The 23,612-nt window shown below is 71.1% G+C and carries 21 protein-coding genes and 2 pseudogenes; 10 read left to right on the top strand and 13 right to left on the bottom strand.

Translation table 11 applies throughout. The annotated features are described in order from the left end of the window. Positions 1 to 135: 135 nt before the first annotated feature. A pseudogene (locus CGQ25_RS18680) lies at positions 136 to 324 on the bottom strand (DUF86 domain-containing protein); the annotation flags it as partial. 200 nt (positions 325 to 524) lie between these two features. Between CGQ25_RS18680 and CGQ25_RS18675 the strand changes: the two are divergent. The 3 genes and pseudogenes from CGQ25_RS18675 to CGQ25_RS03635 all read left to right on the top strand — a co-directional run. Beyond that, positions 525 to 1,316 (top strand): annotated as a pseudogene (locus CGQ25_RS18675) (MFS transporter); the annotation flags it as partial. Between the two features lie 245 nt (positions 1,317 to 1,561). Next, positions 1,562 to 1,861, top strand: a complete 300-nt coding sequence (locus CGQ25_RS18670) for a hypothetical protein (protein WP_369802284.1) — start codon at positions 1,562 to 1,564, stop codon at positions 1,859 to 1,861. Further along, complete coding sequence (locus CGQ25_RS03635) at positions 1,858 to 2,865, top strand: hypothetical protein (protein ID WP_208711862.1); 1,008 nt, start codon at positions 1,858 to 1,860, stop codon at positions 2,863 to 2,865. The genes CGQ25_RS18670 and CGQ25_RS03635 overlap by 4 nt, the downstream gene beginning before the upstream one ends. 332 nt (positions 2,866 to 3,197) lie before the next feature. On the opposite strand, the gene CGQ25_RS03630 is transcribed toward CGQ25_RS03635, so the two are convergent. The 5 genes from CGQ25_RS03630 to CGQ25_RS03610 all read right to left on the bottom strand — a co-directional run bounded on the left by CGQ25_RS03630 (position 3,198) and on the right by CGQ25_RS03610 (position 10,549). Beyond that, positions 3,198 to 4,649, bottom strand: coding sequence for an amino acid permease (locus tag CGQ25_RS03630; protein ID WP_208711861.1), 1,452 nt, complete (start codon positions 4,647 to 4,649; stop codon positions 3,198 to 3,200). A 221-nt stretch (positions 4,650 to 4,870) separates the two neighbouring features. Continuing rightward, complete coding sequence (locus CGQ25_RS03625; RefSeq protein ID WP_208711860.1) at positions 4,871 to 6,610, bottom strand: alpha-glucosidase; 1,740 nt, start codon at positions 6,608 to 6,610, stop codon at positions 4,871 to 4,873. A gap of 145 nt (positions 6,611 to 6,755) precedes the next feature. Then, complete coding sequence (locus CGQ25_RS03620; RefSeq protein ID WP_208711859.1) at positions 6,756 to 9,332, bottom strand: hypothetical protein; 2,577 nt, start codon at positions 9,330 to 9,332, stop codon at positions 6,756 to 6,758. Between the two features lie 147 nt (positions 9,333 to 9,479). Continuing rightward, the gene (locus CGQ25_RS03615; protein WP_208711858.1) at positions 9,480 to 10,022 is read right to left on the bottom strand and encodes a hypothetical protein; all 543 of its coding nucleotides are present in this window, start codon (positions 10,020 to 10,022) and stop codon (positions 9,480 to 9,482) included. A gap of 59 nt (positions 10,023 to 10,081) precedes the next feature. Further along, complete coding sequence (locus CGQ25_RS03610; RefSeq protein WP_208711857.1) at positions 10,082 to 10,549, bottom strand: hypothetical protein; 468 nt, start codon at positions 10,547 to 10,549, stop codon at positions 10,082 to 10,084. 293 nt (positions 10,550 to 10,842) lie between these two features. Here CGQ25_RS03610 and CGQ25_RS03605 point away from each other — a divergent pair, with 293 nt between their 5' ends. The 3 genes from CGQ25_RS03605 (at position 10,843) to CGQ25_RS03595 (ending at position 12,945) form a co-directional block, all read left to right on the top strand. Next, positions 10,843 to 11,952: an acyl-CoA desaturase gene (locus tag CGQ25_RS03605; protein WP_208712857.1), complete on the top strand. Its 1,110-nt coding sequence runs from the start codon at positions 10,843 to 10,845 to the stop codon at positions 11,950 to 11,952. Between the two features lie 315 nt (positions 11,953 to 12,267). After that, positions 12,268 to 12,471, top strand: a complete 204-nt coding sequence (locus tag CGQ25_RS03600; protein WP_208711856.1) for a cold-shock protein — start codon at positions 12,268 to 12,270, stop codon at positions 12,469 to 12,471. Positions 12,472 to 12,576: 105 nt separating this feature from the next. Beyond that, the gene (locus tag CGQ25_RS03595) at positions 12,577 to 12,945 is read left to right on the top strand and encodes a hypothetical protein (protein WP_208711855.1); all 369 of its coding nucleotides are present in this window, start codon (positions 12,577 to 12,579) and stop codon (positions 12,943 to 12,945) included. A gap of 88 nt (positions 12,946 to 13,033) precedes the next feature. On the opposite strand, the gene CGQ25_RS03590 is transcribed toward CGQ25_RS03595, so the two are convergent. Continuing rightward, positions 13,034 to 13,534, bottom strand: coding sequence for a hypothetical protein (locus CGQ25_RS03590; RefSeq protein WP_208711854.1), 501 nt, complete (start codon positions 13,532 to 13,534; stop codon positions 13,034 to 13,036). Positions 13,535 to 13,693: 159 nt separating this feature from the next. Between CGQ25_RS03590 and CGQ25_RS03585 the strand changes: the two genes are divergently transcribed. After that, complete coding sequence (locus CGQ25_RS03585; protein ID WP_208711853.1) at positions 13,694 to 14,419, top strand: DUF4386 family protein; 726 nt, start codon at positions 13,694 to 13,696, stop codon at positions 14,417 to 14,419. 19 nt (positions 14,420 to 14,438) lie between these two features. On the opposite strand, the gene CGQ25_RS03580 is transcribed toward CGQ25_RS03585, so the two are convergent. Then, entirely contained in the window at positions 14,439 to 15,620 is a 1,182-nt protein-coding gene (locus CGQ25_RS03580; protein ID WP_208711852.1) for an acyltransferase family protein, read from the bottom strand. 154 nt (positions 15,621 to 15,774) lie between these two features. On the opposite strand from CGQ25_RS03580, the gene CGQ25_RS03575 reads away from it, so the two are divergent. Continuing rightward, a complete protein-coding gene (locus CGQ25_RS03575) occupies positions 15,775 to 17,346 on the top strand; it encodes a CYTH and CHAD domain-containing protein (RefSeq protein ID WP_208711851.1) in 1,572 nt (523 codons plus the stop codon). Between the two features lie 27 nt (positions 17,347 to 17,373). On the opposite strand, the gene CGQ25_RS03570 is transcribed toward CGQ25_RS03575, so the two are convergent. Continuing rightward, entirely contained in the window at positions 17,374 to 18,492 is a 1,119-nt protein-coding gene (locus tag CGQ25_RS03570) for an alcohol dehydrogenase catalytic domain-containing protein (RefSeq protein WP_208711850.1), read from the bottom strand. Positions 18,493 to 18,592: 100 nt separating this feature from the next. On the opposite strand from CGQ25_RS03570, the gene CGQ25_RS03565 reads away from it, so the two are divergent. Next, on the top strand, positions 18,593 to 18,925 hold the full coding sequence (locus tag CGQ25_RS03565) for a TfoX/Sxy family protein (protein WP_208711849.1): 333 nt from the start codon (positions 18,593 to 18,595) through the stop codon (positions 18,923 to 18,925). 185 nt (positions 18,926 to 19,110) lie between these two features. On the opposite strand, the gene CGQ25_RS03560 is transcribed toward CGQ25_RS03565, so the two are convergent. Both CGQ25_RS03560 and CGQ25_RS03555 read right to left on the bottom strand, forming a co-directional pair. After that, positions 19,111 to 20,073: a hypothetical protein gene (locus CGQ25_RS03560; RefSeq protein WP_208711848.1), complete on the bottom strand. Its 963-nt coding sequence runs from the start codon at positions 20,071 to 20,073 to the stop codon at positions 19,111 to 19,113. A gap of 102 nt (positions 20,074 to 20,175) precedes the next feature. Beyond that, positions 20,176 to 21,183, bottom strand: a complete 1,008-nt coding sequence (locus CGQ25_RS03555; protein WP_222703690.1) for an adenosine deaminase — start codon at positions 21,181 to 21,183, stop codon at positions 20,176 to 20,178. Positions 21,184 to 21,240: 57 nt separating this feature from the next. On the opposite strand from CGQ25_RS03555, the gene CGQ25_RS03550 reads away from it, so the two are divergent. Then, entirely contained in the window at positions 21,241 to 21,906 is a 666-nt protein-coding gene (locus tag CGQ25_RS03550; RefSeq protein WP_208711847.1) for a hypothetical protein, read from the top strand. Positions 21,907 to 21,926: 20 nt separating this feature from the next. Here the strand turns inward: CGQ25_RS03550 and CGQ25_RS03545 are convergent, their stop codons facing one another. Then, the gene (locus tag CGQ25_RS03545) at positions 21,927 to 22,622 is read right to left on the bottom strand and encodes a type 1 glutamine amidotransferase domain-containing protein (protein ID WP_208711846.1); all 696 of its coding nucleotides are present in this window, start codon (positions 22,620 to 22,622) and stop codon (positions 21,927 to 21,929) included. A 70-nt stretch (positions 22,623 to 22,692) separates the two neighbouring features. Next, on the bottom strand, positions 22,693 to 23,562 hold the full coding sequence (locus CGQ25_RS03540) for an NAD(P)-dependent oxidoreductase (protein ID WP_208711845.1): 870 nt from the start codon (positions 23,560 to 23,562) through the stop codon (positions 22,693 to 22,695). Positions 23,563 to 23,612: the final 50 nt, after the last annotated feature.

Below are 23,612 nucleotides of genomic sequence, written 5' to 3'. Positions count from 1 at the left end.
CCCAATTCGAGACCGGGCGCCCGGCGCCTCGGTATCGCCCATTCCACCATCTGGGCGAGCACCCGACGAGGCCTGAAGTACCGAAGGTGTTCTCCGCATCCGGGGAACCGGACATTCAACTAAACGCGCGCCCGCCTACGTGTTTAGCCGACTCACAATGCTCCGCACACGTTCTGCCTCGATCGGCAGCTGACGAGCCAGCGCGCCCCATAGGAGGTCGTAGTCGACCTGGTCGTAGCTGTGCGCTACGAGATTGCGAGTCGCCTTCATGGACCGCCACGGGACTTCGGGGTTTGCGGCGGTGAAATCTTCGGGCAGCCGCGCGACGGCTTCGCAAGAACAGCGCCGCCCGGATCAAACAGAGCTGATCCGAGCGAGCGCGTCACTGTTCCCCACCCGCGCCCGCTACACACTCTCCTCTACCGCCCACCAGGCAGCCCAGACGGGAGGAGCGTGAACGCGAAGTCGCGTACTCCGACTGGCTTTTTCGAGTGGTCGGAGGTGGAGCTTTCGCGTACACGGATATGCGAGAGTGGGCCCACCGGCGCCGCAGTGTGGCCGCGGAGCCGGCCCACATGGGGCGATGGCGGCGATCGGAGCGGCCGATGTATCTATCCCTCGCGGACTGGCGCAGCCGCAGGACCGAACTCGCTGCCGGCAAGGCGCCGCCTTTCAGGCTGGCCCCCACGATCGTCGCACTGGGCGTGGTCAGCCTGCTGACCGATGTCTCCTCCGAGTCGGTGGCGTCGGTCCTTCCCCTCTACATCACGGCATCGCTGGGTCTGTCGACGGTGGCCTACGGGTTCATGGACGGGATCTACCAGGGCGTCAGCGCCACGGTCCGGATCGCTGCGGGCATGGCCGCAGACCGGTCAGGCAGCCAGAAGTGGGTCGCGTTCTTCGGCTACGGGCTTTCGGCCGCGGCAAGGGTGGTCCTGCTGGCGGCCAACGGGTTCAACTCGCTCGCCGCCGTGATCGCCGTCGACCGCGTCGGCAAGGGCATCCGCACCGCCCCGCGGGACGCGATGATCCGCTTCGCCGCGCAGCCGGAGCACCTCGGCCGGTCGTTCGGCGTCCACCGCATGCTCGACACGATCGGCGCCACGCTCGGACCCGTCCTGGCGTTCCTGATCCTGCTGGCGATCCCCAACGGCTACGGCGTCGTCTTCGTCGCCTCGCTCGCGTTCGCGCTCGTCGGGCTCGCCGTGCTGGGCCTCCTCGTCCCGAATGATCGGGGACGCCTCCCGGCCGACGCCGTGCCGTCGCCGCCGCGCCCCCGCCCCCGCTGGCGGGACGTGAACACCGGCCCGATGCGGCGGCTGCTGCTCGCCGCCGGAATTCTCGGACTCCTCACGGTCGGCGACGGGTTCCTCTACCTCGTCCTCCAGGCCCGCACGTCGTTCGCTGCCCAGTGGTTCCCGCTCCTGTATGTCGGAACGAACACCGCGTACCTGGCCCTGGCCATCCCCATCGGCCGGCTCGCGGACCGGTGGGGCCGCAAGCGCGTCTTCCTCGCCGGTCACGCAGCTCTCCTCGCCGCCTACGCGTTCGCCGTCATGCCTTGGGCCGGGCTGCCCACGACCGTCGCGACGCTGGCCCTGCTGGGCGTCTTCTACGGCGCTACCGACGGCGTGCTGGCCGCGATGGCCGGCCTCCTCGCCCCCGGGAAGCCGCCGCGACCGGGATCGCCGCCGCGCAGACGGTCGTCGCCGTCGCCCGCCTGCTCGCGTCGACGGGTTTCGGCCTGCTCTGGTACACGGTCGGGAGCGACGCCGCGATGTGGCTGGTCGCCGTCGTGCTCGCGGCCGCCCTGCCGGTCGCGGCGATGCTGCTGCGCACTGCCCGGACGGCGGCCGCGTGACCACCCGCGTTCGGAGCATCCTGCTCATCGTCATCGCCGTCCTGGCCCTCGGCGGTGCGGGCGGCTACGGCGCCTGGGCGTACGCCCAGTACCAGTCCGAGTCCCGCGCCCCCTCCCAGGCCGCCGTCGCCGCAAGCGCGCCCGCCGGGCCCGTTGTGTACTTCCGCAACGTCGCGTCGGGGCAGGGCCAGGGGATGGTGGCGACCGTCCCGGTCGACAACTCCCTGGGACCGCGGACGATCACCGACCAGTCCTGCGACCGGATCTACGCGGCCGCCGCGCGCCGCATCTGCCTTCACGCCACACCGGGCCTGGCGAACACCACCGACGAGGAGATCTTCGACGCCGACTGGAACCTCCTGCGCACACGCACCCTCAACGGGTCGCCCAGCCGGGCCCGCCTGCTCGCGGACGGCACGCTCGCGTCGTCGACAGTGTTCGTGGCTGGCAGCGGCTACGCCGGCGGGTTCTCCACCGCCACAGAGATCTCCGCGACGGACGGCGAGGGCTTCGGCAACCTCGAGGCGTACGCGATCGACATCCCAGGCGTCACCCTGAGCCCCGCCGAGCACAACCTCTGGGGAGTGACGTTCGCCGAAGACGGGGACACCTTCTATGCCACGGTCGGCTCGGCGGACCGCAATTGGCTCGTCAAGGGCAGCGTCAGGGCGCGGACGCTCACCGCCGTCCGGGCCGGCGTCGAGTGCCCCTCGCTCTCACCGGACAGGACCAGGATCGCCTTCAAGTACAAGGCCGATCCGAACCAGCCGGGCACGAGGGTGCTCGCCGTCCTGGACCTCGCCACCGGCGAAGTGACCGTCCTCGCTGAGGGCCGCAACGTGGACGACCAGGCCGAGTGGCTGGACAACACCACGGTTCTCTATGGCCTCGCCCGCGGGGTTCCGATAGGCGACAGCGACGTCTGGTCGGTGCCCGCTGACGGCACGGGCAGGCCCACCCTCTTCATCGAGCACGCCTGGTCGCCGTCTGTCGAACGGCGGTAGCCTGCGCGCCCTGGGCGGAAACGGGCGCCGGGAGCCATTGACCCGCAGCAGTGGACTGCCGCGCGGACGACGCCGGGTGCGCACCCGCCGTCGTGCGCCCGTGGTTTCGACTCCGCTCAACCACCGGTGTGTGCCCGTGGTTTCGACTCCGCTCAACCACCGGTGTGCGCCCGTGGTTTCGACCCCGCTCAACCACCGGTGTGCGCCCGTGGTTTCGACCCCGCTCAACAACCGGTGTGCGCCCGTGGTTTCGACTCCGCTCAACCACCGTTGTGCGTCCGTGGTTTCGACTCCGCTCAACCACCGTCAACCATCTCACCGAGGCGGGCGCCTCAGCCGCGCAGGCTCGCCTCCTGCACGCGGCGCGGGCTGTCCGGGTTCATGAGCGAGTGCTTGCGCCCGTAGGCGAAGTAGATGACCAGCCCGATCACGAGCCAGACCACGAAGCGCAGCCAGGTCTCCCAGTGCAGCTGGCTGATCAGCAGGAGCGAGGCGATGACGCCGACCGCGGGGACCACCGGCATCCACGGCAGGCGGAAGGTGCGCGGGGCGTCCGGCTTGGTGCGCCGGAACACGATGACCGAGACGCACACCACCACGAAGGCGGCGAGGATGCCGATGTTGGTCAGGTCGGCCACGGCGCGGATGGGGAACACGCCGGCCAGGAACGCCGAGCCGACGCCGGCGATCCAGGTGACGCGCTGAGGGGTCCCGCCGCGGTCCACCTTCGAGAACCACTTCGGCAGCAAGCCGTCGCGGCTCATGGAGAACCAGACGCGGGTCACGCCGAGCAGGAAGGTCAGCATCACGGTGAGGATGGAGAGCACCGCGAACACCGAGATGATGCTCGCGATGACCGGCAGGCCCACCCCGGTGAAGGCGGAGGCAAACCCGGCCTTGGGGTCGATGTCCTGGTAGTTCTGCATGCCCGTCAGGACCAGAGTCGCGGCCACGTAGAGGAGCATCGCGATGATGAGGGACAGGATGATGGCCTTGGGCATGTGCTTCTTGCCCTCCGTGGCCTCCTCGGCGGCCGTGCTCATGGCGTCGTAGCCGAAGACGGCGAAGAAGACCGTGGCCGCGCCGCTCATCACCGGACCGAAGCCGCTGGGCATGAACGGCGTGTAGTTGTTGGTGTTGATGTAGAAGACGCCCAGGCCCACGATGAACAGGATCAGCGTGACCTTGATGGCCACGACGGCGAGCTCGAAGCGGCCGAACGCCTTGGTCCCGCGGCTGAGGATCAGCGTGACGAGGAGGCAGATCAGGATGGCCGGCACGTTGACGATGCCGCCCTTGCCCTCGTCCACGGTGGAAGTCATCCACGCCGGAAGGTGGACGCCGAAGCCGCCCAGGAACGCGTCGAGGTACCCGGAGATGCCGATCGCCACCACAGCCACGATCGCGATGTACTCCAGCAGCAGGTCCCACCCGATGAACCAGCCGGTGATCTCGCCCAGCGCCACGTAGCCGTAGGTGTACGCGGAGCCGGCGCGCGGGATCATGCCGGCGAACTCCGCGTAGGAGAGCGCCGCGGCGGCGGAGGCCAGGCCCGCGACCAGGAACGAGATCAGGACTGCCGGCCCGACCCCGGGGTTGTCTGCGTCGCCGTGCGCCACGAGCCCGGCGAGGGAGAAGATGCCCACGCCGATGATCCCGCCGACACCGATCGCCGTCAGCTGCCACAGGCCGAGACTCCTGAACAGCCCGCTCTTGACGGTCTCGTCTTCCATCTCCTCCAGTGGCTTGCGTCGCCACACCGACCGAGGATTCTGCCCACTCATCGAGAAACTCCCACCGTTGCTCCAGACCCGTTGCCGGGCCTTCTGGACTGTGCGGCCTCCGCGGGCAGCGGCTCCCCAACGTGACGCCCACCACATCGGCCTTGTTCAGTATCCGGAGCTGTGTCCCATCAGGTAAAGCGACTCTTCCCGAACACTATCGGTCAGCTTTTCCGATCAGTACCGCGCAGAGGGCTGTCCGGTGGGGGCCCGAAGACGGGCGTTCAGGCCGAGACGGTGCGGATCCGGCAGGCGAACTCCCAGGGCCCCAGGTCCAGGCCCGGGCTGTCAGGGCGGTTGCCGAGCAGCACCTGGGCGTGGGCCCAGCCCGGGTCGCCGAGCTCCACCGGCCGCGGCTCGGCCGAGAAGTTGCCGAGGACGAGCAGCTCCGTGGCCCCGAGGCGCCGGGTGAAGGCGTAGACGGCCTCGGTCTCGGGCAGGAGCATGGTGAAGTCGCCGTCGGCAATCACCGGCAGCTCGTGGCGGAGGCGGATGAGCTCGCGGTAGAAGGCGAAGACGGAGTCCTCACGGTCGACCTGGGCCGCGGCGTTGATCTCCGCGGCGTTGGGGTTGACCACGATCCAGGGGGTGCCGGTGGTGAAGCCGGCGTTGGGCCCGGCGTCCCACTGGACGGGCGTGCGGGCGTTGTCCCGGTTGAGCGGGGCGATGGACTCCAGGACCTGCACTGGGTCCAGGCCCAGGCCGCCGGTGGCCTCGCGATAGTGATTCAGGACCTCGATGTCCCGATGCGCGTCGATCCCGGCGAAGGCCATGTTCGTCATGCCCAGCTCCTCGCCCTGGTACACGTACGGGGTGCCGCGGTGCAGGTGCAGGACACCGGCGAGCATCTTCGCCGAGAGCTCCCGGTACTCGCCGTCGTCTCCCCACCGGGACACGATCCGCGGCTGGTCGTGGTTGCCCCAGTAGAGGCTGTTCCAGCCGCGCTCCTCGAGCCCCTTCTGCCATCGGCCGAACGAGGCCTTCAGGTCCGTGAGCCGCATGCGGCCGGGGCGCCATTTGCTGCCCCCGCCGTGGTCGAGGTTCACGTGCTCGAACTGGAAGACCATGTCCAGCTCGTGGCGGGCGGGATCGGTGAACAGGACCGCGTCCTCAACCGTGACGCTGGGCATCTCGCCCACGGTCAGCAGGCCCGGGCCGCGGTGTGCGAACACCTCCCGGTGCATCTCCTGGAGGAACTCGTGGATCCGGGGGCCGCACGCGTAGCCGCGGCGGTCGTGGCTGTGGAGCTCGCCCTCGTGGACGGGGGTGTCCGCCAGGGCGGGGTCCTTGGAGATGAAGTTGATGACGTCCATCCGGAATCCGTCCACCCCGCGGTCCAGCCACCAGTTCATCATCGCGTAGACGGCCTGCCGGACCTCGGGGTTCTCCCAGTTCAGGTCCGGCTGCTTCCTCGAGAAGAGGTGGAGGTAGTACTCGCCGGAGGCCTCGTCGAACTGCCACGCCGACCCGGAGAAGAACGAGCCCCAGTTGTTCGGCTCCGCGCCGGGCGTGCCGGGCTTGCGGCCGGGCCGGGGCGGGCGCCACCAGTACCAGTCGCGCCGCGGCGAGTCCTTCGACGCGCGCGACTCCTCGAACCACGGGTGCTCGTCCGAGGTGTGGTTGACCACGAGGTCCATGACGAGCTTCATCCCGCGGGCGTGGAGGCCCTCGATGAGCTCGTCGAGGTCTGTGAGGGACCCGAAGAGCGGGTCGATGTCCCGGTAGTCGCTGATGTCGTAGCCGTTGTCGTCCTGGGGCGACCGGTACACGGGCGAGAGCCAGACGACGTCCACGCCAAGCCGCTCGAGGTAGTCCAGCTTTCCGATGATCCCGCGGAGGTCGCCCACGCCGTCGCCGTCGGAGTCCGCGAAGCTGCGGGGGTAGATCTGGTAGACGACGGCGCTGCGGAACCACTGTGGGTCGGCGGCGGGGTTGGCGTGGGGCGAGCGGTCCGGAACGGTCATGGGTCCTCCTGTCGCGGTCCGGGCATCGTAGGCACGGTGCGGACCCCCGGGCCAGAGCGCCGGGCACGGCTGTTGGGCGGGCGGCCCGATGGACCGCACCGCCCAGACTCAGGACCCCGTCGCCTCCGGCTCGGACCTCGACCCATCAGGAGCCCGGCGTGTAGGACCCGTACGGGGCGTACTGGAACTCGACCTTCCCGTCCCTGACCTTGGCCACGCCGTAGAGGTAGATGCTCGTGCTGTCCTTGGTGTCGGTGTACGGGCTGTCCTTGGCGTAGGAGGAGGTGCTCTTGCTCTGGTAGGTGAGCTCCGCGGTCCCCGGGGCCTTCGGCTGCACGGCGACTGCGCCGTCGGAGTAGACGCGGTCGCCCACCGTGTAGGCCGGCGCCTTCGTGATGCTCCAGTGGACATTCCGGTAGTCGTAGCCCGACCATGCCGAACGGTCGAACGGGCACGCGCTGTCGCTGGAGCTGCTGGACTTCGAGAGCTCAGTCCGGGCGGCGCAGCGGTCCAGGAAGGCCTTCACGGACGCGTCGAGCTGATCTTGGAACGCCTTGCTCAGAGCAGCCTTGAGGCCTGCTGTTGCCGGCGCCTGCGCGCCGATGGCCACACTGAGGCGCTGCTCGGGGACCTCGAGCAATGGGCTCCCTGTGTCGATGCCGAACGTGTACTCCCCCGGAAGGGCATAGAAGGTCATGGCCGTGGTCCGGTCCGAGAGCCAACCGTCCGGGCCCGTCGGCGTGCCCGCCGAGCCGAAGGCGTAGGAGTTCCCCACCTTCACGTCGGAGGCACCGGTGCTGACGGCCGTCCCGTTGGCCATGACCTTGGGGTTCTTCGTGTTCACGGCGACGGTCAGCGGACGCACGAGGCTGCCGGAGTCGACGGTCCAGTGGTCGTCGAGCAGGCTCGGATCGCGCTTGGACACGGTGAACGTCTGGCGCTCGGTGCGCCCGCCCTGGCTGAGCTCCACCACCACCGTCGATGCATTCCCTGCGGACTCCGTGCTCACCATCGAGTACCGGTCAATCCGGCCGCCTGCCTTCCCGTACACGTCGTCGCTCAGCAGCGCCCGCGACTCATTCGGCACGTTCGGCGAGACCTTCTCCATGGCAGCCTCAGCCCGTCCCGCCACGACGTCGTCCAGGTAGGCGCGGACCACTGCGTCGGGTCCCTTGCCCGCCTTGACGACCGCCACAGCGATCGCTCCCGCCCCCACGAGCAGGCCCACGCCCACGACGGCGACAGCCACCACGAGCGCCCGCTTCCTCGCCCGCGGGCTCAGGGTTCTGACGGCGGGGGAAGCAGCCGGTGCGGTTCCAGCGGCCGCCGCGGCCCCGGCGTCGTGCGTCCGTGCCTCGCCGCTGGCTGCCGCGGACAGGGCAGCGCCATGCCCGTCCGGCGCGGGAGCGCCGGCAGGGGGCGCCTGGGGCCCGAGCCTGCGGCCCAGCCCGGCGAGGACCGGGGCCGGCAGCGCGCCCAGGGCGTACGGGGCGAGCGCCCGGCTGGCGACCTCGGCGAGCAGCCCCCACGCCCCGAGGACGAGCGGCGACCACGCCGAGGGACCCGCAGACACGCGGGCCGAGCCCGTCCCCAGGAAGGCGCTGAACGTCACGTCCACCGAGACATGGAACACGCCCAGGATCACGAGGCCCGCGAAGGCGTAGGCGACAGGGCCGGTCCACGCCGACCTCCAGTCCCGGGCCGCCGCACCGCGGGCCACAGAGAGCACGGCACCGGCGACCGCCGTCGCCCCGAGCGCCAGGACCACGAGGAGCCACGCGGCCCAGACGGGAACCGGGCCGCCGTCGCCGGCGAGGAAGTAGTAGAGGCCGTCGCCCCGCATCGTGCCCGCTGAGCTGCCGGCGGAAATCCCACCGACATGGCCGATGGTGAAGGCTCCGGCGACGGCATGGCCGAGCCACAGCGGACCGGAGAGGGTCGCGCCCCACCCGCCTTGGACGCCGCCGACGATCCAGGCGACGGGCGCCGCGATCAGGCTGAAGACCAGCAGGTGGGCGGCGCAGGCCTTCACGGGCGGGAGCAGCAGCGCGGCCACACTGGAGGTCTGGGAGCCAGTCAAGGGCCGCGGTGTCGACGGGCGGCCGATCCCGGACCCGATCCACCCCATGGCGGCGCCGAGCACAAGCGCCACCAAGAACGGCACGACGCCGGCCGCGCTGAGGTCGAGCGTTGTGCCGGGTTGAACGGAATGCACCCGTGCGGAGGCGGCGATCGCAGTCGTGGTCGCGGCAAATCCGACGCCGAGGGCACCGGACTGGGCCGCTCGGACGGCAACACTCGGAGCCGGCGCGAGGCGCGCCTGCACGGCGCCGGCCCACAGGGCGAGCACCGCGGCGACGACCGTGAGCCCGAACGGCACCACGAAGGCGCTCACCGAACCCTGCACGCCCAACCCTGCAGATGCGCGGCCTTCCGACGTGCCCAGAAGGGCCATCGCGCCCACCTGCGCCGCGACCCCCACGACCGCACCGACAGCCCCCTCCGGAACCGCCTCCCCGACCCCCGGGAGAGAGCTGCCCAGCGACTCGACCGCTCCTCCCGCCGCCGCGAGGAGGACGCTTGCCAGGCACAAGGCGAAGAACACGAGGGCCGCGGCCACGCCGGCCACCGCCCCCTGCCACGGAACCGCGGCCAGGTTCGGCGATGCCCCGGGCTGGCCCTCCCCCACCGTCGGACTGTCAGCAGGCACATCAGAACGCATCGAGCAATCTCCCCCCGAGATAGACCTTGTCGGCGCCTTTCACAGACAGTCTGAGCGTAGCCCCGGCGCACTGGGCGGCGCACCCGGGAAGGCCGCCTGTGGACAACATGCCGAAGGGCTGGTGGCCGTCCCAGCCCTCGGGCCTTGTCAGGCGGGGCGGTGGCTGATGGGAGGGTGCGCGGCGTGGCCTTCGGCGCGCCATTCCGCGCGGAGCAGCGGGACAATGGCCACGAGGACCACCGCGGCGTAGGCGGTGAGGAACCAGGAGAAGAACACGCCGAGGGCAACGTGGAAGAGGATGGCACCGATCAGCCCGATGCGGGTCGGCCACCCTCCCGAGAGGACCATGATCCCGATGAGTGCCTGGAACACGACCAGCAGCCCGATCCACAGGAGGGGTTTGGCGGGGACGACGTCCCGCCATGTGTGCGTCACCCACGCGAACTTCGCGTCGTTGGCGAACGTCGCGTAGTCGGCGCCGGAGGCCAGGAACGAGGCGTTTACCGCCGCGCCTCCGAGGAGCATCACGAGCCCCATGCCGATGCGCCCGACCAGTCTGGCCCAGATGTTCACGCCTGCGAAGAGGCCGCCGATGACAACCGGTATGGCCAGAATGAAGAAGACGATCATCGAGTTCTCGACGACCCTGTTCATGACCATTCCCCCAGTGCCGAAGGCCTCAGATGCCATCAGAATAGGACTGCTGCGACCCGAAGGTAAGGGGGGATTCCGTCCGCGCGGCCAGCGGGTCAGTCGTCGTAGAGGGTGTCGCTGCCCGCGTCGGAAAGCTCAGCTTCGTCCTCCACCACATGGTCCTCGAGCCCTGTCAGCGACGGGCCGGCGTAGCCGTACTGGTCGAGGTACTTGCCGTCCGTGAGCACAGTGGGTGCGGGGACGTCGGCGTAGACGATGGGCCAGTCGTGGGCGATGAAGTCATCCCGTATGGCATGCTGGCGGGCGAAGTCCTTGGAGAGCGTCACCCAGTCCCCGCTGTTGATCTCCCCGAGGCCCGGGGGCAGCGCCCTGTAGATCCTCACGGGGCCGTCGGGCACGTCACGCGCCAGCACGAGCTGCCGCATCGTCTCGGCATCGCACTCGCCGAACCCGTATTCACGGGGGTGTCCGAAGGCATCCTCCCCCAGTGCCGAGGCAAGCTCGGTGATGGCGAAGCCCTGCTCCCCGGCTCGAGGGGCGCGGGGAGACATGGCGTAGTGCATGCCGTCAACAGTACTCCACAGCAATCACGTGTAGACTGGTGAGGACGCGGACTACCCAGATGGTCGTCCAGACGATGCGTTTGCGCAGGCTCGATGAAATCTCCGAGCCTCACGTATTCCTCCTTCCCCTCCTTCCCGGCGCGGACAGCGCGCTCTGCTGGAAGGATCCGTGCCGCCCGTACGCTGCGGCCTCTGCCCCTCGTCCGGCAGCCCCCATCACCCATCCACATTCCCGCGTGCCAGCGCCGCTGGCACGGCGCATCCGCCCGTGAGCGGAGCAGTCAAGAAGGTCCCTGATCGCCACAGCATCCAGTACCGCAGCCCACCCTTCTCGCCGCGCCCAGCGCTATGCGGGCACCGACACGTTCCCGCCGCTGACCCAGGCCTATCTCCAGGTCGCCCAGGTGGTCCGCGAAACCGGGCTCCTGCGCCGCACCCCGTGGTTCTACGCCTTGGTCGGCGCGGGCCTCCTCGCAACGCTGGCGGGCTTCCTCACCGGATCCATCCTCTTGGGCCACAGCTGGTTCCAGCTGCTGATTGCCGCGGGTCTCGGGATCCTCTTCACCCAGGTCGCGTTCCTGGCCCATGAGGCTGCGCACCGGCAGATCCTCGCGACGGGGCCGGCGAACGATCGCCTCGCAAGGGCCCTCGGTGCGGTTGCGGGCATGAGCTACTCGTGGTGGGACTCCAAGCACACCCGCCACCACGCCAACCCGAACCGGGTGGGCAAGGATCCGGACATCGAGGTCGACACGATCTCCTTCGTGGCTGAGGACGCGGCAGCAGCTCGCGGCCTCCGGGCCTGGATCACCCGCCGCCAGGGCTGGCTGTTCTTCCCGCTGCTCACGCTCGAGGGGCTCAACCTGCACTTCCTGAGCTTCCGGCACCTGTTCTCACGGGGCAAGGTCAAGGGGCGCTGGACCGAGCTGGGCCTGATCACGCTGCGCTTCGGCCTGGTGCTCGTCCCGCTCTTCTGGCTCCTGCCGCTCGGCATGGCGTTCGCATTCCTGGGCGTGCAGCTGGCCGTGTTCGGCCTGTACATGGGGGCAACGTTCGCCCCGAACCACAAGGGCATGGCGGTGATCGCGCGGGATGCGAAGCTGGACTTCTTCAGCAAGCAGGTCCGCACCTCGCGCAACATCGCGGGCGGCTGGTGGGCCACGTGGCTCATGGGCGGCCTGAACTACCAGGTCGAGCACCACCTCTTCCCGAGCATGCCCCGACCCCACCTCGCGAAGGCGCGGCGGATCGTCCGGGAGCAGTGCGAACGCCTCGCGGTCCCCTACACCGAGACGAGCCTGTGGCGTTCCTACGGCATCGTCGTGAGTTACCTCAACCGGGTTGGCCTCGCCGCGCGCGATCCCTTCGAATGTCCGGTCACTGCCGCGTACCGGCGGACCTGATGGCCGTTCAGAACTCCACCATGCATCGAGCAGTCCGCACTTCAGCGCGGTGCCGAAAGCGCATGTGTGACGCCATCTGAGCGAAGAACCCGGAAACATGTAGACTGAACTGACGATCGACCCAGAGCCGACGCGCGAGAACGGCGCCGTCCGCCGCCCACGTCAGCCATCATCGAACCGCGCACTCGCAACCAGCCGAGGCAGCGCCCCTCATTCTCATCCTCCATCACCCACAGTTGTCCCGCGCCGGCGCCGCCGACGCAGCACAAACCGGCCGCGGACAAGCGGCCGGATCAACACAAGAAGGAAACACGCATGGCCACTGGCACCGTGAAATGGTTCAACTCCGAGAAGGGCTTTGGATTCATCGCCCCCGAAGACGGCACCCCTGACGTCTTCGCCCACTACAGCGCGATCGTCTCCACCGGCTTCCGCTCCCTCGACGAGGGCCAGCGGGTCGAGTTCGACTCCGAGCGTGGACCCAAGGGCCCGCAGGCCACGAACATCCGTCCCCTCTGAAGGGGGTAGGCCCCTGACCCAGGGCGCCAACGGGCGGGTCCGCTTCGGCGGACCCGCCCGTGCTGTTTAACGTGAACCGCCCGGTGGGCGGGTAAGGATGGCACCATGAGCGACGAGACGGAAATGGTCCAGCGCGGCATCGGGATCCTGACCGCGGCCCTCTCGTGGGAGCCGGAGGACCCCGCCGCGACCGAGATGTTCAAGGAATCGCTGAACACCCTCGCCCGGGTGGATGACATGGTGTCCGTGTCCTTCTCCGGCGGCTCCCCGGAGCAGGCTGCGCTGCTGCGGGAGGTCCTCCCCCAGGTGGTCCGGCAGGTCATCGAGGCGCTGGCCCCGGACTACACGCGCCTCGTCCTGGGGATGGCGATCGGCTTCAAGAGCGTCGCCGACGCCTACCGCGAGGACGTCCCCGGTGCGAACATCGAGGCCGTCCTGCAGGCAGCCTCGCTGAACCTGGCGGACGAGGAGTAGGGCCCAGTCTCCGATGGTGGGGTGATGGGCCTGTCCGCGCGGTGACGGGTCAGAGACGCTCTGACCCGTCACCCCACGATCGAAAGCCCTACGCCAGACGGTGCCGGCGGATCCTCAGCACGGGCGCCGGCTCACGGCCCCACTCGGCCCGCAGCAGCAGCACCATGGAGACGATCATGACGGCGGCGTAGTACGTCAGGAACCACGTGAAGAACACGCCCAGCCCGAGGTGGAAGGCGATCGCGGCGAGGAGGCCGATCCTCGTGGGCCACCCGCCCGAGAGGATCAGGATCCCGACCACGGCCTCGAACACGATGAGCAGCGCAATGTAGAAGACCGGGTTTGCGGGCACCACAGCGCGCCAAGCCCGTGTGACCCAGCCGAACTTGGCCTCGTCGGCGAAGTCGACATAGGTCGCGCCGGCGATCAGGAACGAGGCGTTCACGCCCGCTCCGCCCACCAGCATCATCAGCCCGGTCCCGATGCGGCCGAGATACCTCGCCCACGTGTACCAGACCGCGAGCACGCTCCCGACAACGGCCGGCACCGCGAAGCAGAAGAAGACGATCATCTGGACGATGGGGTTCATGGCAACCACTCCCTTAGGAACACGTCCTGCCCCACTCACCTCGACAGTAGGCCCGGACGCGCCGGCCGCGGCAGAGTCGGAGGTCCCGCAGCGCCAGGCCGCGCGATGCGGGCCCTTCGGCCCAAGGCCCGCGGAGGCCTCCGCACCTACGCTCGACGCATGACGGCGCTCCCCTGGCCTGCTGCCCGCGCGTGGGTCCCGCTGTACCGGGCCGCCGGGATCGCGGGGATCCTCTTCGTCCTCTTCGGCCTGACGGCCCTCGCCCTGTACTTCGGCGACCCGCCCCCGGTGTCCGGCGGTGAGGCGACGCTGCGCTTCATCGCCGACCACACGGCGTCGTACGTCGCGCAGCAGCTGCTCTGGCTCGTGCCGTCCCTGTTCGGGCTCGTCGTGTTCACGGCGCTCCTCGTGGCGCTGCTGCCCGCCAGCCCGAGCCTGGCGGTGCTGGGCTTCGTGGTGGGGGCGGCGTCGTGGACGGCGCTCATCGCCGTGCCGACGACCAGCGTGGGCAGCCTCTCCCTGGTCACCCTCAGCTCCCAGTACGCGGCCGCGGCGGACGACGGCGCGCGGTCGGCCCTCGCGGCAGCCGCGGAGGCGCTCGTGGCGGAGAACAACACCGTCACCTTCGGGGGCGCCCTCACACCGCTGGGCATCCTGCTCATCTCGCTGCCGATGGTCCGGAGTGTGCTGCCGCGCTGGATCGGGTGGCTCGGGATCGTCACCGGGGCCCTGGGCCTTGCGGGCGAGGCCCTGCGCTTCGCCGTCACCGGCCTGTACGCCGTCTACGGCCCGCTCCTGTGGATCTGGTTCGCAGCCGTCGGGCTGGCCCTGCTGAGACTGCCACAGCACCTCGCCGTACCCGTATCCGTGCGCGTCGGACGATGAAGGGGCACCGTGGGCCCGGTCAGGCCTGCTGCCTGAGCCGTGGAGCTGTGCCGAGCAGCACCCTCAGTCCGGGCACCTTCCCCGAGAGGTGGGCGGCGCCGAAGGAGAACAGCAGCCCGAACACGGCGACGAGGAGGAACTTGACTCCTGCGGGCCACGCCGGCTGCAGGATCGCCACCTGCAGCCCCACGACGATGTACACGTGGAGGATGTAGGCCGCATAGCTGGCGCGCGCCATCGCCGCCATGAACGGCCGCTCCCGCCGCAGCGCCTCGCGAAGCACGACGACGAGGCCCACCGAGAGTCCCGCGCAGATCAGGATCTCGAGCGTCACACGGAGTGCTGAGCGCCAGTCTGGACCCCCCGTCGCCGTCACCGTCGTCCAGAGGCCGAGGACCTGGAACGAGAAGACCGCGGCGGCCGCGGCAAGCGCGATGCACAGCCACACGACGCCCACGCCGCGGGGGATGCGCTCGAACCAGGAATTGCGATAGGCGAGGACGCCCACCACGAACAGGCTCATGTACTGCGCCATGTTCGCCGGCTCGGCGGGGACGGCAAAGAACAGCGGAATCCAGTCATCGACGGAGAACCACCACCGGACGACCCAGGTGACCAGCACGAGCGCCCCGACGAAGGCAAGAATCGCCCCGTGGCCGGGCGGTGGCAAAGGCGTGCGGCGCCGGAGGCGGCCCACAGCCGAGACCCGTGCGACCGCAACATAGGCGAGGGTGTAGAGCAGGAGATGGCCGAGGAACCAGAGGTGCAGGTAAGCAGGCTGCCACGCGCCGTCGTAGAGCGCTGCAACGAGCGCGCCGAGAGACGGTCGCCCCAGGGCCAGCCAGACCAGGGGAACGTTCACTGCCACGATGAAGAACACAAGCGGGACACCGATCCGCACCCATCGCTCCCGCAGGAACCGGCGCGCGCCCTTCCGGTCGCACGACCTCGGCGTGAAGAAGCCTGCGATGAGGAAGAGCAGGCCCAGGCCGACTGCGGCGTTGACCGTGTAGAAGGGGCGGAACAGGTCGCTCGTCGCCGCGTCCTTGACCGGCCAGAATCCACCCGTGGGTCCGTAGGCTTGTGCGGCGTGGTGGACGATCACCATGCCGACGATCAGGACCCTGAGGACGTCGAGGTAGACGAGGCGTGCGGCGCCGCCGTCAGTACGGGTCCTTCCGAGATCCGCTGCCTCGGCCATCCTGCAACCTTCCGCGCGCCATCCGTCGCAGCCCAGCCTGCCCCGATACCCATGAACAGGCCAGAGGCGGAAGGCCTGCCCGCGTGCCGAGGCGCAGTGCCCGCTCGGTCGGTCGCCCAGTGCGCCCCGGCTGCCCCAACCGTAGGCTGGGCTCATGGCCGCCCAGGACGCCCTCGAGGTGGAACGCAAGTACACCGTCGAGGCAGCCACCCCGATCCCCTCCCTCGAAGGCCTGCCCGAGGTGAGACGCGTCGGCGCGCCCGTCACGCACACCCTCGAGGCGGTCTACTTCGACACCGAGGACTTCGCCCTGGCCGCGAACCGCATCACCCTGCGCCGGCGCACGGGCGGCAAGGACGCCGGCTGGCACCTCAAGCTCCCCGGCAAGGGGGGCGCGCGGACCGAGGTGACCGAACCGCTCGGGGCCGACGCCGCGCGGGTGCCGGAGCGGCTCCGGCACCTCGTCTCGGTGCACACCCGGGCCAGGGACCTCCGCCCGGTCGCCCGACTGAAGACCCGACGCACGGTGGTGCTGCTGCTCGACGCGGAAGGCACCGCGCTCGCGGAGTTCTGCGACGACCACGTCGAGTCCGAGGCGCCTCCCTCGGGCGGCCTGCGGCAGGCGTGGCGGGAGTGGGAGATCGAACTCATCGGGGGCGAGGAAGAGCTCCTGTCAGCGGCCGACGACCTCCTCGCCGATGGGGGCGTGCACCCCGCGGAGCTCCCGTCGAAACTGGCCCGCGCCCTCGGCCCCTCCTACCCGGTGCTGCCCGAGCGCGCGGAGAGGCCGAAGCGGAAGGGTCCCGCCGGCGTCGTCCTCCTGGCCCGCCTGCGAGGGCAGGCGGAGGCGCTGAAGGCGATGGACCCGCAGGTGCGCCAGGACGCGCCCGACGCCGTGCACCAGCTCAGGGTCGCCGTACGCCGCATGCGCTCGGCCCTGGCGACGTTCCGCCCGTTCGTGGACGCGGAGAGGGCCAACCGGCTCCGGGACGAACTCAAGTGGCTCTCCCAGACCGTGGGCCAGGCGCGCGACGTCGAGGTCATGCGCGAGCGGCTCGCGGAGCTGGCCGGCGCCGAGCCGGGAGCGCTCGTGGTGGGTCCGGTCGCGGACCGGATCCGCCGCGAGTCGGAGGCCCGGTATCGGCAGGCGCACGAGGTGGGCCTCGTCGCGCTGGACAGCGAGCGCTACTTCCGCCTCCTCGACACCCTCGACGCCTTCCTCGCCGAGCCGCCCCTGACCGAGCGGGCCGCGAAGGCAGCCCGCAAGGCCGTCGCGAAGCGCGTCGCGAAGGACATCGAGCGCCTCCACGACGCCGTCGACGCCGCCGAGGAGGCCGAGGACGCCGACGCGGACCAGGACACCGTCGACGCCGCCGAGGAGGCCGAGGACGCCGACGCGGACCAGGACACCGTCGACGCCGCCCTGCACGAGGTGCGCAAGAAGGCCAAGCGGCTCCGCTACGCGGCCGAGGCCGCCCGCCCCGTCCTGGGCAAGCGGGCCAAGCGGCTCGCCAAGGCGGCCGAGCAGATCCAGGAGACCCTCGGCGAGCTCCAGGACAGCGTCGTGAGCCGCGGGCACCTGCTCGATCTCGCCGCCCAGGCCCACGAGGAGGGCGACAGCGCGTTCAGCTTCGGCCGCCTGCACGCCCTCGAGCAGCAGCGCGCCGCGGAGGCTCGCACGCGGTTCGCCCTCGACTGGGCCGACTTCACCGAACGCCACCCCTGACCGGGCGCGGCGCACGACGCCGGCCGCTCACCCGGCGTCGAACGTCACCACCTGGCGGATCACCGAGCCCGAGGCGAGGGCGTCCATGCCCTCGTTGATCTCGTCGAGGGTGATGCGCCGGGAGACGAGCCGCTCGAGCGGGAGGCGGCCCTCGCGCCAGAGCCGCTCGAAGGCGGGCACGTCCCGCTTCGGCACGGCGGAGCCGAGGTAGCTGCCCACGACCGTCTCGGCCTTCGCGGTCAGCTGCAGCGGCTCGATCTCGGCGGTCGCCCCCGGCGCCGGGAGCCCGACGGTCACGAGCGTGCCGCCCAGGCCCAGGAGCCGGTACGCGGTCTCGAACGCGCGCGGGTGGCCCACGGCCTCGAGCACGACGTCCGCCTCGACCTTGCGCTCGATCGCCTCCGCCGGGGTGAACGCCTCCGCGGCGCCCCACTCGCGCGCGGTCGCGAGCTTGGACTCCTGCGCGTCCACCGCCACGACCCGGCAGCCGGTGGCGAGCGCGGTCAGCAGCCCGGCCATTCCCACTCCCCCGAGGCCCACGACGGCGACTCTCGTCTCCGGCGTGATCCTGCCGGCGTTGAGCAGCGCCCCGCCGCCGGTGAGCACGGCGCAGCCGAGCAGCGCGGCGACCGTGGGCGGGACGTCGTCGCCGACGGGGACAACCGAGCGCTCGTCGACCACCGCGTACGTCGCGAAGCCGGAGACGCCGAGGTGGTGCTGGACCTCCTCACCGGCCCGCGTGAGGTGCCGGGTGCCGGTGAGGAGCGTCCCGGCGGCGTTCGCGGCGCTGCCCCGCTCGCACGGCAGGCGCCCGTCGGTGGCGCACGCGGCGCACTCGCCGCAGCGGGGCAGGAAGGTCATGACGACCCGCTGGCCCGGCGCGACGGCGACCCCCTCGCCCACCTCCTCGACGATGCCCGCGGCCTCGTGGCCCAGCAGCATCGGCAGCGGGCGCGGGCGCGAGCCGTTGACCACGGAGAGGTCCGAGTGGCACAGTCCCGCCGCCTCGATGCGGACCAGGAGCTCTCCGGGGTCGGGGCCTTCGAGCTCGAGCTCGTCGATGGTGATGGGCCGGCTGGCGGCGTACGGCTGCTCCGCCTCCATGGTGTTCAGGACAGCGCCGCGGATCGTGCGGGTGGCTGGCATCGGTGCTCCTTGATCTCGGATGTTCTCGGGACGTGAACGCTCATCCGCTCTGTGCCCATCCATCATTGCCCCAGACGCCCCCGCACCGCAGGATGAGCGCATGGCTTACGACCCTGAACTGGCGGACCGCGTCCGGCATACCGTCGCCGGCATGGCCGACGCGACCGAGAAGAAGATGTTCGGCGGGCTCGCGTTCCTCGTCGGAGGGAACATGGCCGTGGCCGCGAGCGGCGAGGGCGGGCTGCTGCTCCGGGCCGATCCGGCCGCGAGCGCGGACCTCTGCGCGAACCCCGGCGTCGAGCGCGCCGTCATGCACGGCAAGGCCATGGACGGATGGCTCCGCGTCTCCCGGGAGGCCGTCGAGCTCGACGACGCGCTCGACCGGTGGGTACGCGTCGGCGTCGACTACGCGGCCTCGCTCCCGGTCAAGTAGATGCCGGCGGTGGCGAGCCGGGGTGGGTCTCAACCAGCCGGCGTCGAGCCCGGCGCTCCGGCCCCTCCTGCCGGCACGAGCCACCTGGGGCATTTCGCGCTGTCGCGCAGCTCGTGGCGCGCTCCGAGGAACTCAGTGGGGTGCGGCTGGGAGTGTGAGCTCTCGGCCCGCGGTGAGCGCCGCTGTCAGGCTGAGCGCCGCAGCGCGTCGGCGACCCGCTGCACGACGGTCTCGAACCGCCGCCGCAGGACCTCCTGCTTCCCCCCGGGCCACTGGGAGTACGCGAGGCAGAGGCTGACCGTCTCGCCCCGGGGCAGCTCGAAGTGGGCGTACAGGTCACCGTCCGGGCTCGGCCCGATGTCCAGGGGCAGGGCGTCGTCCGGGCGGTCCGTGCCGTCGACCCGGTCGGTGCCATCCGGGCGGTCCGTGCCGTCGACCCGGTCGGTGCCGAGGAGGCCGAAGGAGTGCGGCACGAGGAACACCGCACCCTCGAGCGTGTCCAGCGCGAACAGCACGGCGCCCTTCTCGGGCACGCCCGCGGGCAGCAGTGCCGCCGTCGCGGGCGAGAGCATCCCGTCGGTGAGGACGAACGCGAACCCGCGCGGCGTGCTCACGAGGGCGCCGTTCAGCTCGACCGGGTCGGCGTCTCCCTGGTCGAGGAGCAGGAACCCGGGAAGGAGCACGGACTCGTCCATGTAGAGCTCGTGGTTGTACTCCGGGTCCGAGGCGGCCGCGTGCTCGAGCGCCGCCCGCATCATCATCGGCTCCGCCTTCGCCGCCGTGGCGAGCAGCGGGTCCTCGATGGCCTCGTCCTCGGCCTCGTGCGCCATCTCGCCGAGCACCTCGGCAGCCTCGGGAACGTGGCGCAGCACCAGCCGCCCGGCTTCCTCGGCACCGAACAGCACCGCCGCCGCACCCAGCATCGCGACGACCGCCTCCCGCGGCCCGGGCTCGGCCTCCAGCTGGCCTTCGAGCCACTCCACCACGGGCCGGGCGCCGGCCTGGTCGAGCACGCACCGCGCCGCCTCCCCGTGGCGCTCCGCTCCGGCCATGGTGCAGGTCTCGGCGAGGACCGCGGCGAGCGAGTCGGGCACGCCGGCCCGCGCAAGCCGCGTCGCCAGCGGCAGGCCCGATGGCGTTGTGCTCACGGTCTCAGCCTTTCAGCGGCCGGCATCCCGGGTCAACCGGCCCGGTGCCGGTGACGGATCGAGTCGCTCCGGTAGTCCATCGGTACCCATCCGCGCTCCGGCTCAACCGCCGTGGGAGCCCTCCCACGCGTCGATCTCGGCGGACAGCTCGGCCTTGCGCTCCTCGGACGCGAAGCTCGCGGCGACGGAGTTCCGCGCGAGCAGGGCGAGGTCCTCCCGGCCCAGGGCGAACTGCTCCGCGACCGCCTCGATGTTCTCGCCGGCGTACCCGCCGAAGTAGGCGGGATCGTCGGAGTTCACCGTCACGTGCAGCCCGGCGCGCAGCATGGCCGGCAGCGGGTGGTCCGCGAGCGTGTCCACGGCCCTCAGCCGCACGTTCGAGAACGGGCACACCGTCAGCGGCACCCGGTGGTCCACCAGGTGGCGGACCAGCTCGGGGTCCTCGAGGCACCGGATCCCGTGGTCGATCCGCTCCGCGCCGAGGCTCCGCATCGCGTCCCACACGTACTCGGGGCCGCCTTCCTCCCCCGCGTGCGCGACCGCGTGCAGCCCCAGCGCGCGGGCCTCGGCGAAGATCCCCTCGAACTTCCCGGCCGGGTTGCCGACCTCGGCGGAGTCGAGGCCGACGCCGATGATCGCACCCAGGTGCCCCTTCGCCTCGGCCCACGCGGCCTCGGCGTCCTCGATCGGCTGGTCGCGGAGGAAGCACAGGATGAGGCCGCCGCTGAGCCCGAGGAGGGCGGCGTCGTCGAGCGCGTCCTGCAGGCCGCCCACGACGTCACCGAACGGCACGCCGCGCGCGGTGTGCGCCTGGGCGTCGAAGAAGAGCTCGGCGTGGCGGACGCCCTCGGCCGCGGCGCGGCGCAGGTACGCGGAGGCGAGGTCGCGGAAGTCCTCGCGCGTGCGGAGCACCTCCATGCACGCGTAGTAGAGGTCGAGGAAGGACTGCAGGTCAGTGAACGAGTACGCGGCGCGCAGCTCCTCGACCGAGGCGAAGGGCAGCTGGACGCCGTTGCGCACGGCGAGCTCGAACGCGAGCTCCGGCTCGAGCGTGCCCTCGATGTGCAGGTGCAGTTCGGCCTTGGGCAGGAGCATGGCGTCGAAGGTCATGGCGTATACCTTCGCACACGGTTCCAGCCCGTCCCGCTCTTTGGCAGACTGCAGAGGATGACGCATCCGACCACCCTCTTCGGCCGGCTCTTCGCCGGGGCCTTCGGCGTCGTCAAGGCGTTCCGTCCCAACCGGCCCATCCACACCCAGGGAGTCCTGCTGTCCGGGACGCTCGAGCTCAGGGGCGCCGCGTCCGGCATCCCGTTCCTCGACGGCGCTGCGTCCCTGCCGGTGACCGCGCGGCTGTCGCGCTCGTTCGGGTTCCCCGTGGCGTGGCCGGACTTCATCGGCCTCGCCGTGCGCGTCCGCGCGGACGACGCCGACGCGGACCTCCTGCTCGCCTCCACCGGCTGGCGCGTGCCCGGCAGGTTCGCGCTGCTCATGCACCGCACGGCCGGCCTCGCGCGGCTGACCTCCCTCATGCCGTACCGCGGGGCGCGGGGCGCGGTCCTGCTCGGGGCGCGCACGGTCGGCGCGGACCCAGGCGCGCCGGGGCGCTTCCGCCCCGACGCCCGGTGGGACCTCGAGCTGTTCTGGGCCACGCCGCTCGGACCGTGGAACCGCTGCGGCTCGCTCCGGCTCACGCCCGTGCTCGACGCCGCCGGCCGGGTCCAGGACACGCCGCTGCGCTTCGACCCGCTGCTCAACCAGCTGCCGACGGCGCAGACGTACGGCTGGACGCGCCGGCTGCGCGAGCACTCCTACAGGCTCGCGCGGCAGTAGTCCGGCCCGCGTGGAGTCCCCTACGCCCCCAGCTCCCTGATGACCTCCTGCGCGACCGACGCGCTGGACTGCGGGTTCTGCCCCGTGATGAGGTTCCTGTCCACGACCACGTGGTCGCTCCACGCCTTCCCTGCCTCGACCACGAGCCCAGCCTTGCGCAGCTCCGTCTCGACGAACCACGGCGTCTTCTCGCCGGTCCCGCCGGAGCGCTCCTCCTCGTCGGTGAACGCGGTGACGCGGCGGCCCGCGAAGGCGTTGGAGCCGTCGTCGCGCTTGGCGGCGAGGAGGGCTGCCGGCCCGTGGCAGAACGGGGCGATGACCTTCCCGGCCTCGTCGGCCTCGATGAGGAGGCGGCCCACCTCGGGGTCGAAGGCGAGGTCCGTCATGGGGCCGTGGCCGCCCGGGAGCACGAGGGCGTCGTACTCCTCCACGACGGCGTCGAGCGGGAGGGCGGACTCGAGCTCCCAGCGGATCTCCTCGAGGTAGGCGGAGAGGTCCGCCGCGGTCTCGCGGCCCACGCGCTCGGGGTCCAGGCTCACGGCGTCCGCGACGGGGACCGCTCCCTTGGGCGTTGTGATGGTGACGGAGTGGCCCGCGCGGATGAGCTCGCGGTGCGCCGTGACGAGCTCCTCGGCCCAGAAGCCCGTGGGGTGCTCCGTCCCGTCGGTGAGCCGCAGCGTGCTGGCGCCGGTGACAATCATGAGGATCGAGGACATGGTGGGTCTCCCGTCGTCGCGGATGGTGGTCGCTGGAGAGACTACCCAGCCGGGGTGCTCCCGACGCGGCTCAGCTGCGAGTGCCGCGGAAGGCCGTGACGACTGCGGCGAGGTCGTCGCTGCCGTGGCCGGCCTCGGCCGCCTCCGCATACAGGCCGGCGAGGGCCTCCATGATGTCCGAGCGGGCGCCGGCGCTGCCCATCGCCTCGAGGATGAGCCGGGTGTCCTTGGCCGCGCCTTCGAGCGGGAAGCTCGTGGGGAACTCGCCCGCGATCATCGCCCGCCCCTTCATCTGGGCGTAGGTGCAGTCGGAGGCGCCGCCGGCGATCGTGTCGAGGAACATCTGCGGGTCCAGGCCGAGTCTGGAGGCGAGGTCGATGGACTGCGCCGTGGCGGCCACCACGGAGACCACCCAGGAGTTGGCCACGAGCTTGAGACGGTGCCCGTCGCCCGGGCGCTCGCCCACCCACACCGTGCGGACAGCGATTGCGTCGAAGACGGGCGCGACGGCGTCGCGCACTCCCTCGGGCCCGGCGGCGAGGACGGTGAGCTTGCCCTCCTCGGCCGGCTGGCGGGTGCCCATGACCGGGGCGTCGACGAACCGCACGCCGGCATCCGCGGCCCGGTCGGCGAGGCGTTCGGTCTCCTCGACGCCGAGCGTGCCGCTCTGCACCCACACGGCGTCGGGACGCATCGCCGGGAGCGCCTCCGTCATCACCTCCGCGGTGGCCGGCTCGTCGAACAGCATGGTCACGACAACGTCGGCGCCATCGACAGCCTCCGCCGGGGAGCCGGCGACGACGGCGCCGGCGTCCGCGAGCGGCTCGGCCCTGTCCCGACTCCGGTTCCACACCCGCACCTGAAAGCCCGCCTTGGCGAGGTTGCGCGCCATGCCCGCGCCCATGATTCCGGTGCCCAGGACAGCCACGGTCGTCGTCATCGCTTCCTCATTCCTCTAGACGTCAGACGTCCGCCACCCTACGCGCCGCC

This window comes from Sinomonas sp. R1AF57 (genome assembly GCF_002224485.1).
Classification (GTDB): domain Bacteria; phylum Actinomycetota; class Actinomycetes; order Actinomycetales; family Micrococcaceae; genus Sinomonas; species Sinomonas flava.
Note: the sequence above shows the minus strand (reverse complement) of the source record. Positions and strands in the feature narration are given on the sequence as shown.

Excerpts from the sequence above, each read along its gene's own strand:
- CGQ25_RS03630 (WP_208711861.1), bottom strand. The coding sequence starts at position 4,649 with ATGAGTGGGCAGAATCCTCGGTCGGTGTGGCGACGCAAGCCACTGGAG.
- CGQ25_RS03625 (WP_208711860.1), bottom strand. The coding sequence starts at position 6,610 with ATGACCGTTCCGGACCGCTCGCCCCACGCCAACCCCGCCGCCGACCCA.
- CGQ25_RS03620 (WP_208711859.1), bottom strand. The coding sequence starts at position 9,332 with ATGCGTTCTGATGTGCCTGCTGACAGTCCGACGGTGGGGGAGGGCCAG.
- CGQ25_RS03615 (WP_208711858.1), bottom strand. The coding sequence starts at position 10,022 with ATGGCATCTGAGGCCTTCGGCACTGGGGGAATGGTCATGAACAGGGTC.
- CGQ25_RS03610 (WP_208711857.1), bottom strand. The coding sequence starts at position 10,549 with ATGCACTACGCCATGTCTCCCCGCGCCCCTCGAGCCGGGGAGCAGGGC.
- CGQ25_RS03600 (WP_208711856.1), top strand. The coding sequence starts at position 12,268 with ATGGCCACTGGCACCGTGAAATGGTTCAACTCCGAGAAGGGCTTTGGA.
- CGQ25_RS03595 (WP_208711855.1), top strand. The coding sequence starts at position 12,577 with ATGAGCGACGAGACGGAAATGGTCCAGCGCGGCATCGGGATCCTGACC.
- CGQ25_RS03590 (WP_208711854.1), bottom strand. The coding sequence starts at position 13,534 with ATGAACCCCATCGTCCAGATGATCGTCTTCTTCTGCTTCGCGGTGCCG.
- CGQ25_RS03585 (WP_208711853.1), top strand. The coding sequence starts at position 13,694 with ATGACGGCGCTCCCCTGGCCTGCTGCCCGCGCGTGGGTCCCGCTGTAC.
- CGQ25_RS03580 (WP_208711852.1), bottom strand. The coding sequence starts at position 15,620 with ATGGCCGAGGCAGCGGATCTCGGAAGGACCCGTACTGACGGCGGCGCC.
- CGQ25_RS03575 (WP_208711851.1), top strand. The coding sequence starts at position 15,775 with ATGGCCGCCCAGGACGCCCTCGAGGTGGAACGCAAGTACACCGTCGAG.
- CGQ25_RS03570 (WP_208711850.1), bottom strand. The coding sequence starts at position 18,492 with ATGCCAGCCACCCGCACGATCCGCGGCGCTGTCCTGAACACCATGGAG.
- CGQ25_RS03565 (WP_208711849.1), top strand. The coding sequence starts at position 18,593 with ATGGCTTACGACCCTGAACTGGCGGACCGCGTCCGGCATACCGTCGCC.
- CGQ25_RS03555 (WP_222703690.1), bottom strand. The coding sequence starts at position 21,183 with ATGACCTTCGACGCCATGCTCCTGCCCAAGGCCGAACTGCACCTGCAC.
- CGQ25_RS03550 (WP_208711847.1), top strand. The coding sequence starts at position 21,241 with ATGACGCATCCGACCACCCTCTTCGGCCGGCTCTTCGCCGGGGCCTTC.
- CGQ25_RS03545 (WP_208711846.1), bottom strand. The coding sequence starts at position 22,622 with ATGTCCTCGATCCTCATGATTGTCACCGGCGCCAGCACGCTGCGGCTC.
- CGQ25_RS03540 (WP_208711845.1), bottom strand. The coding sequence starts at position 23,562 with ATGACGACGACCGTGGCTGTCCTGGGCACCGGAATCATGGGCGCGGGC.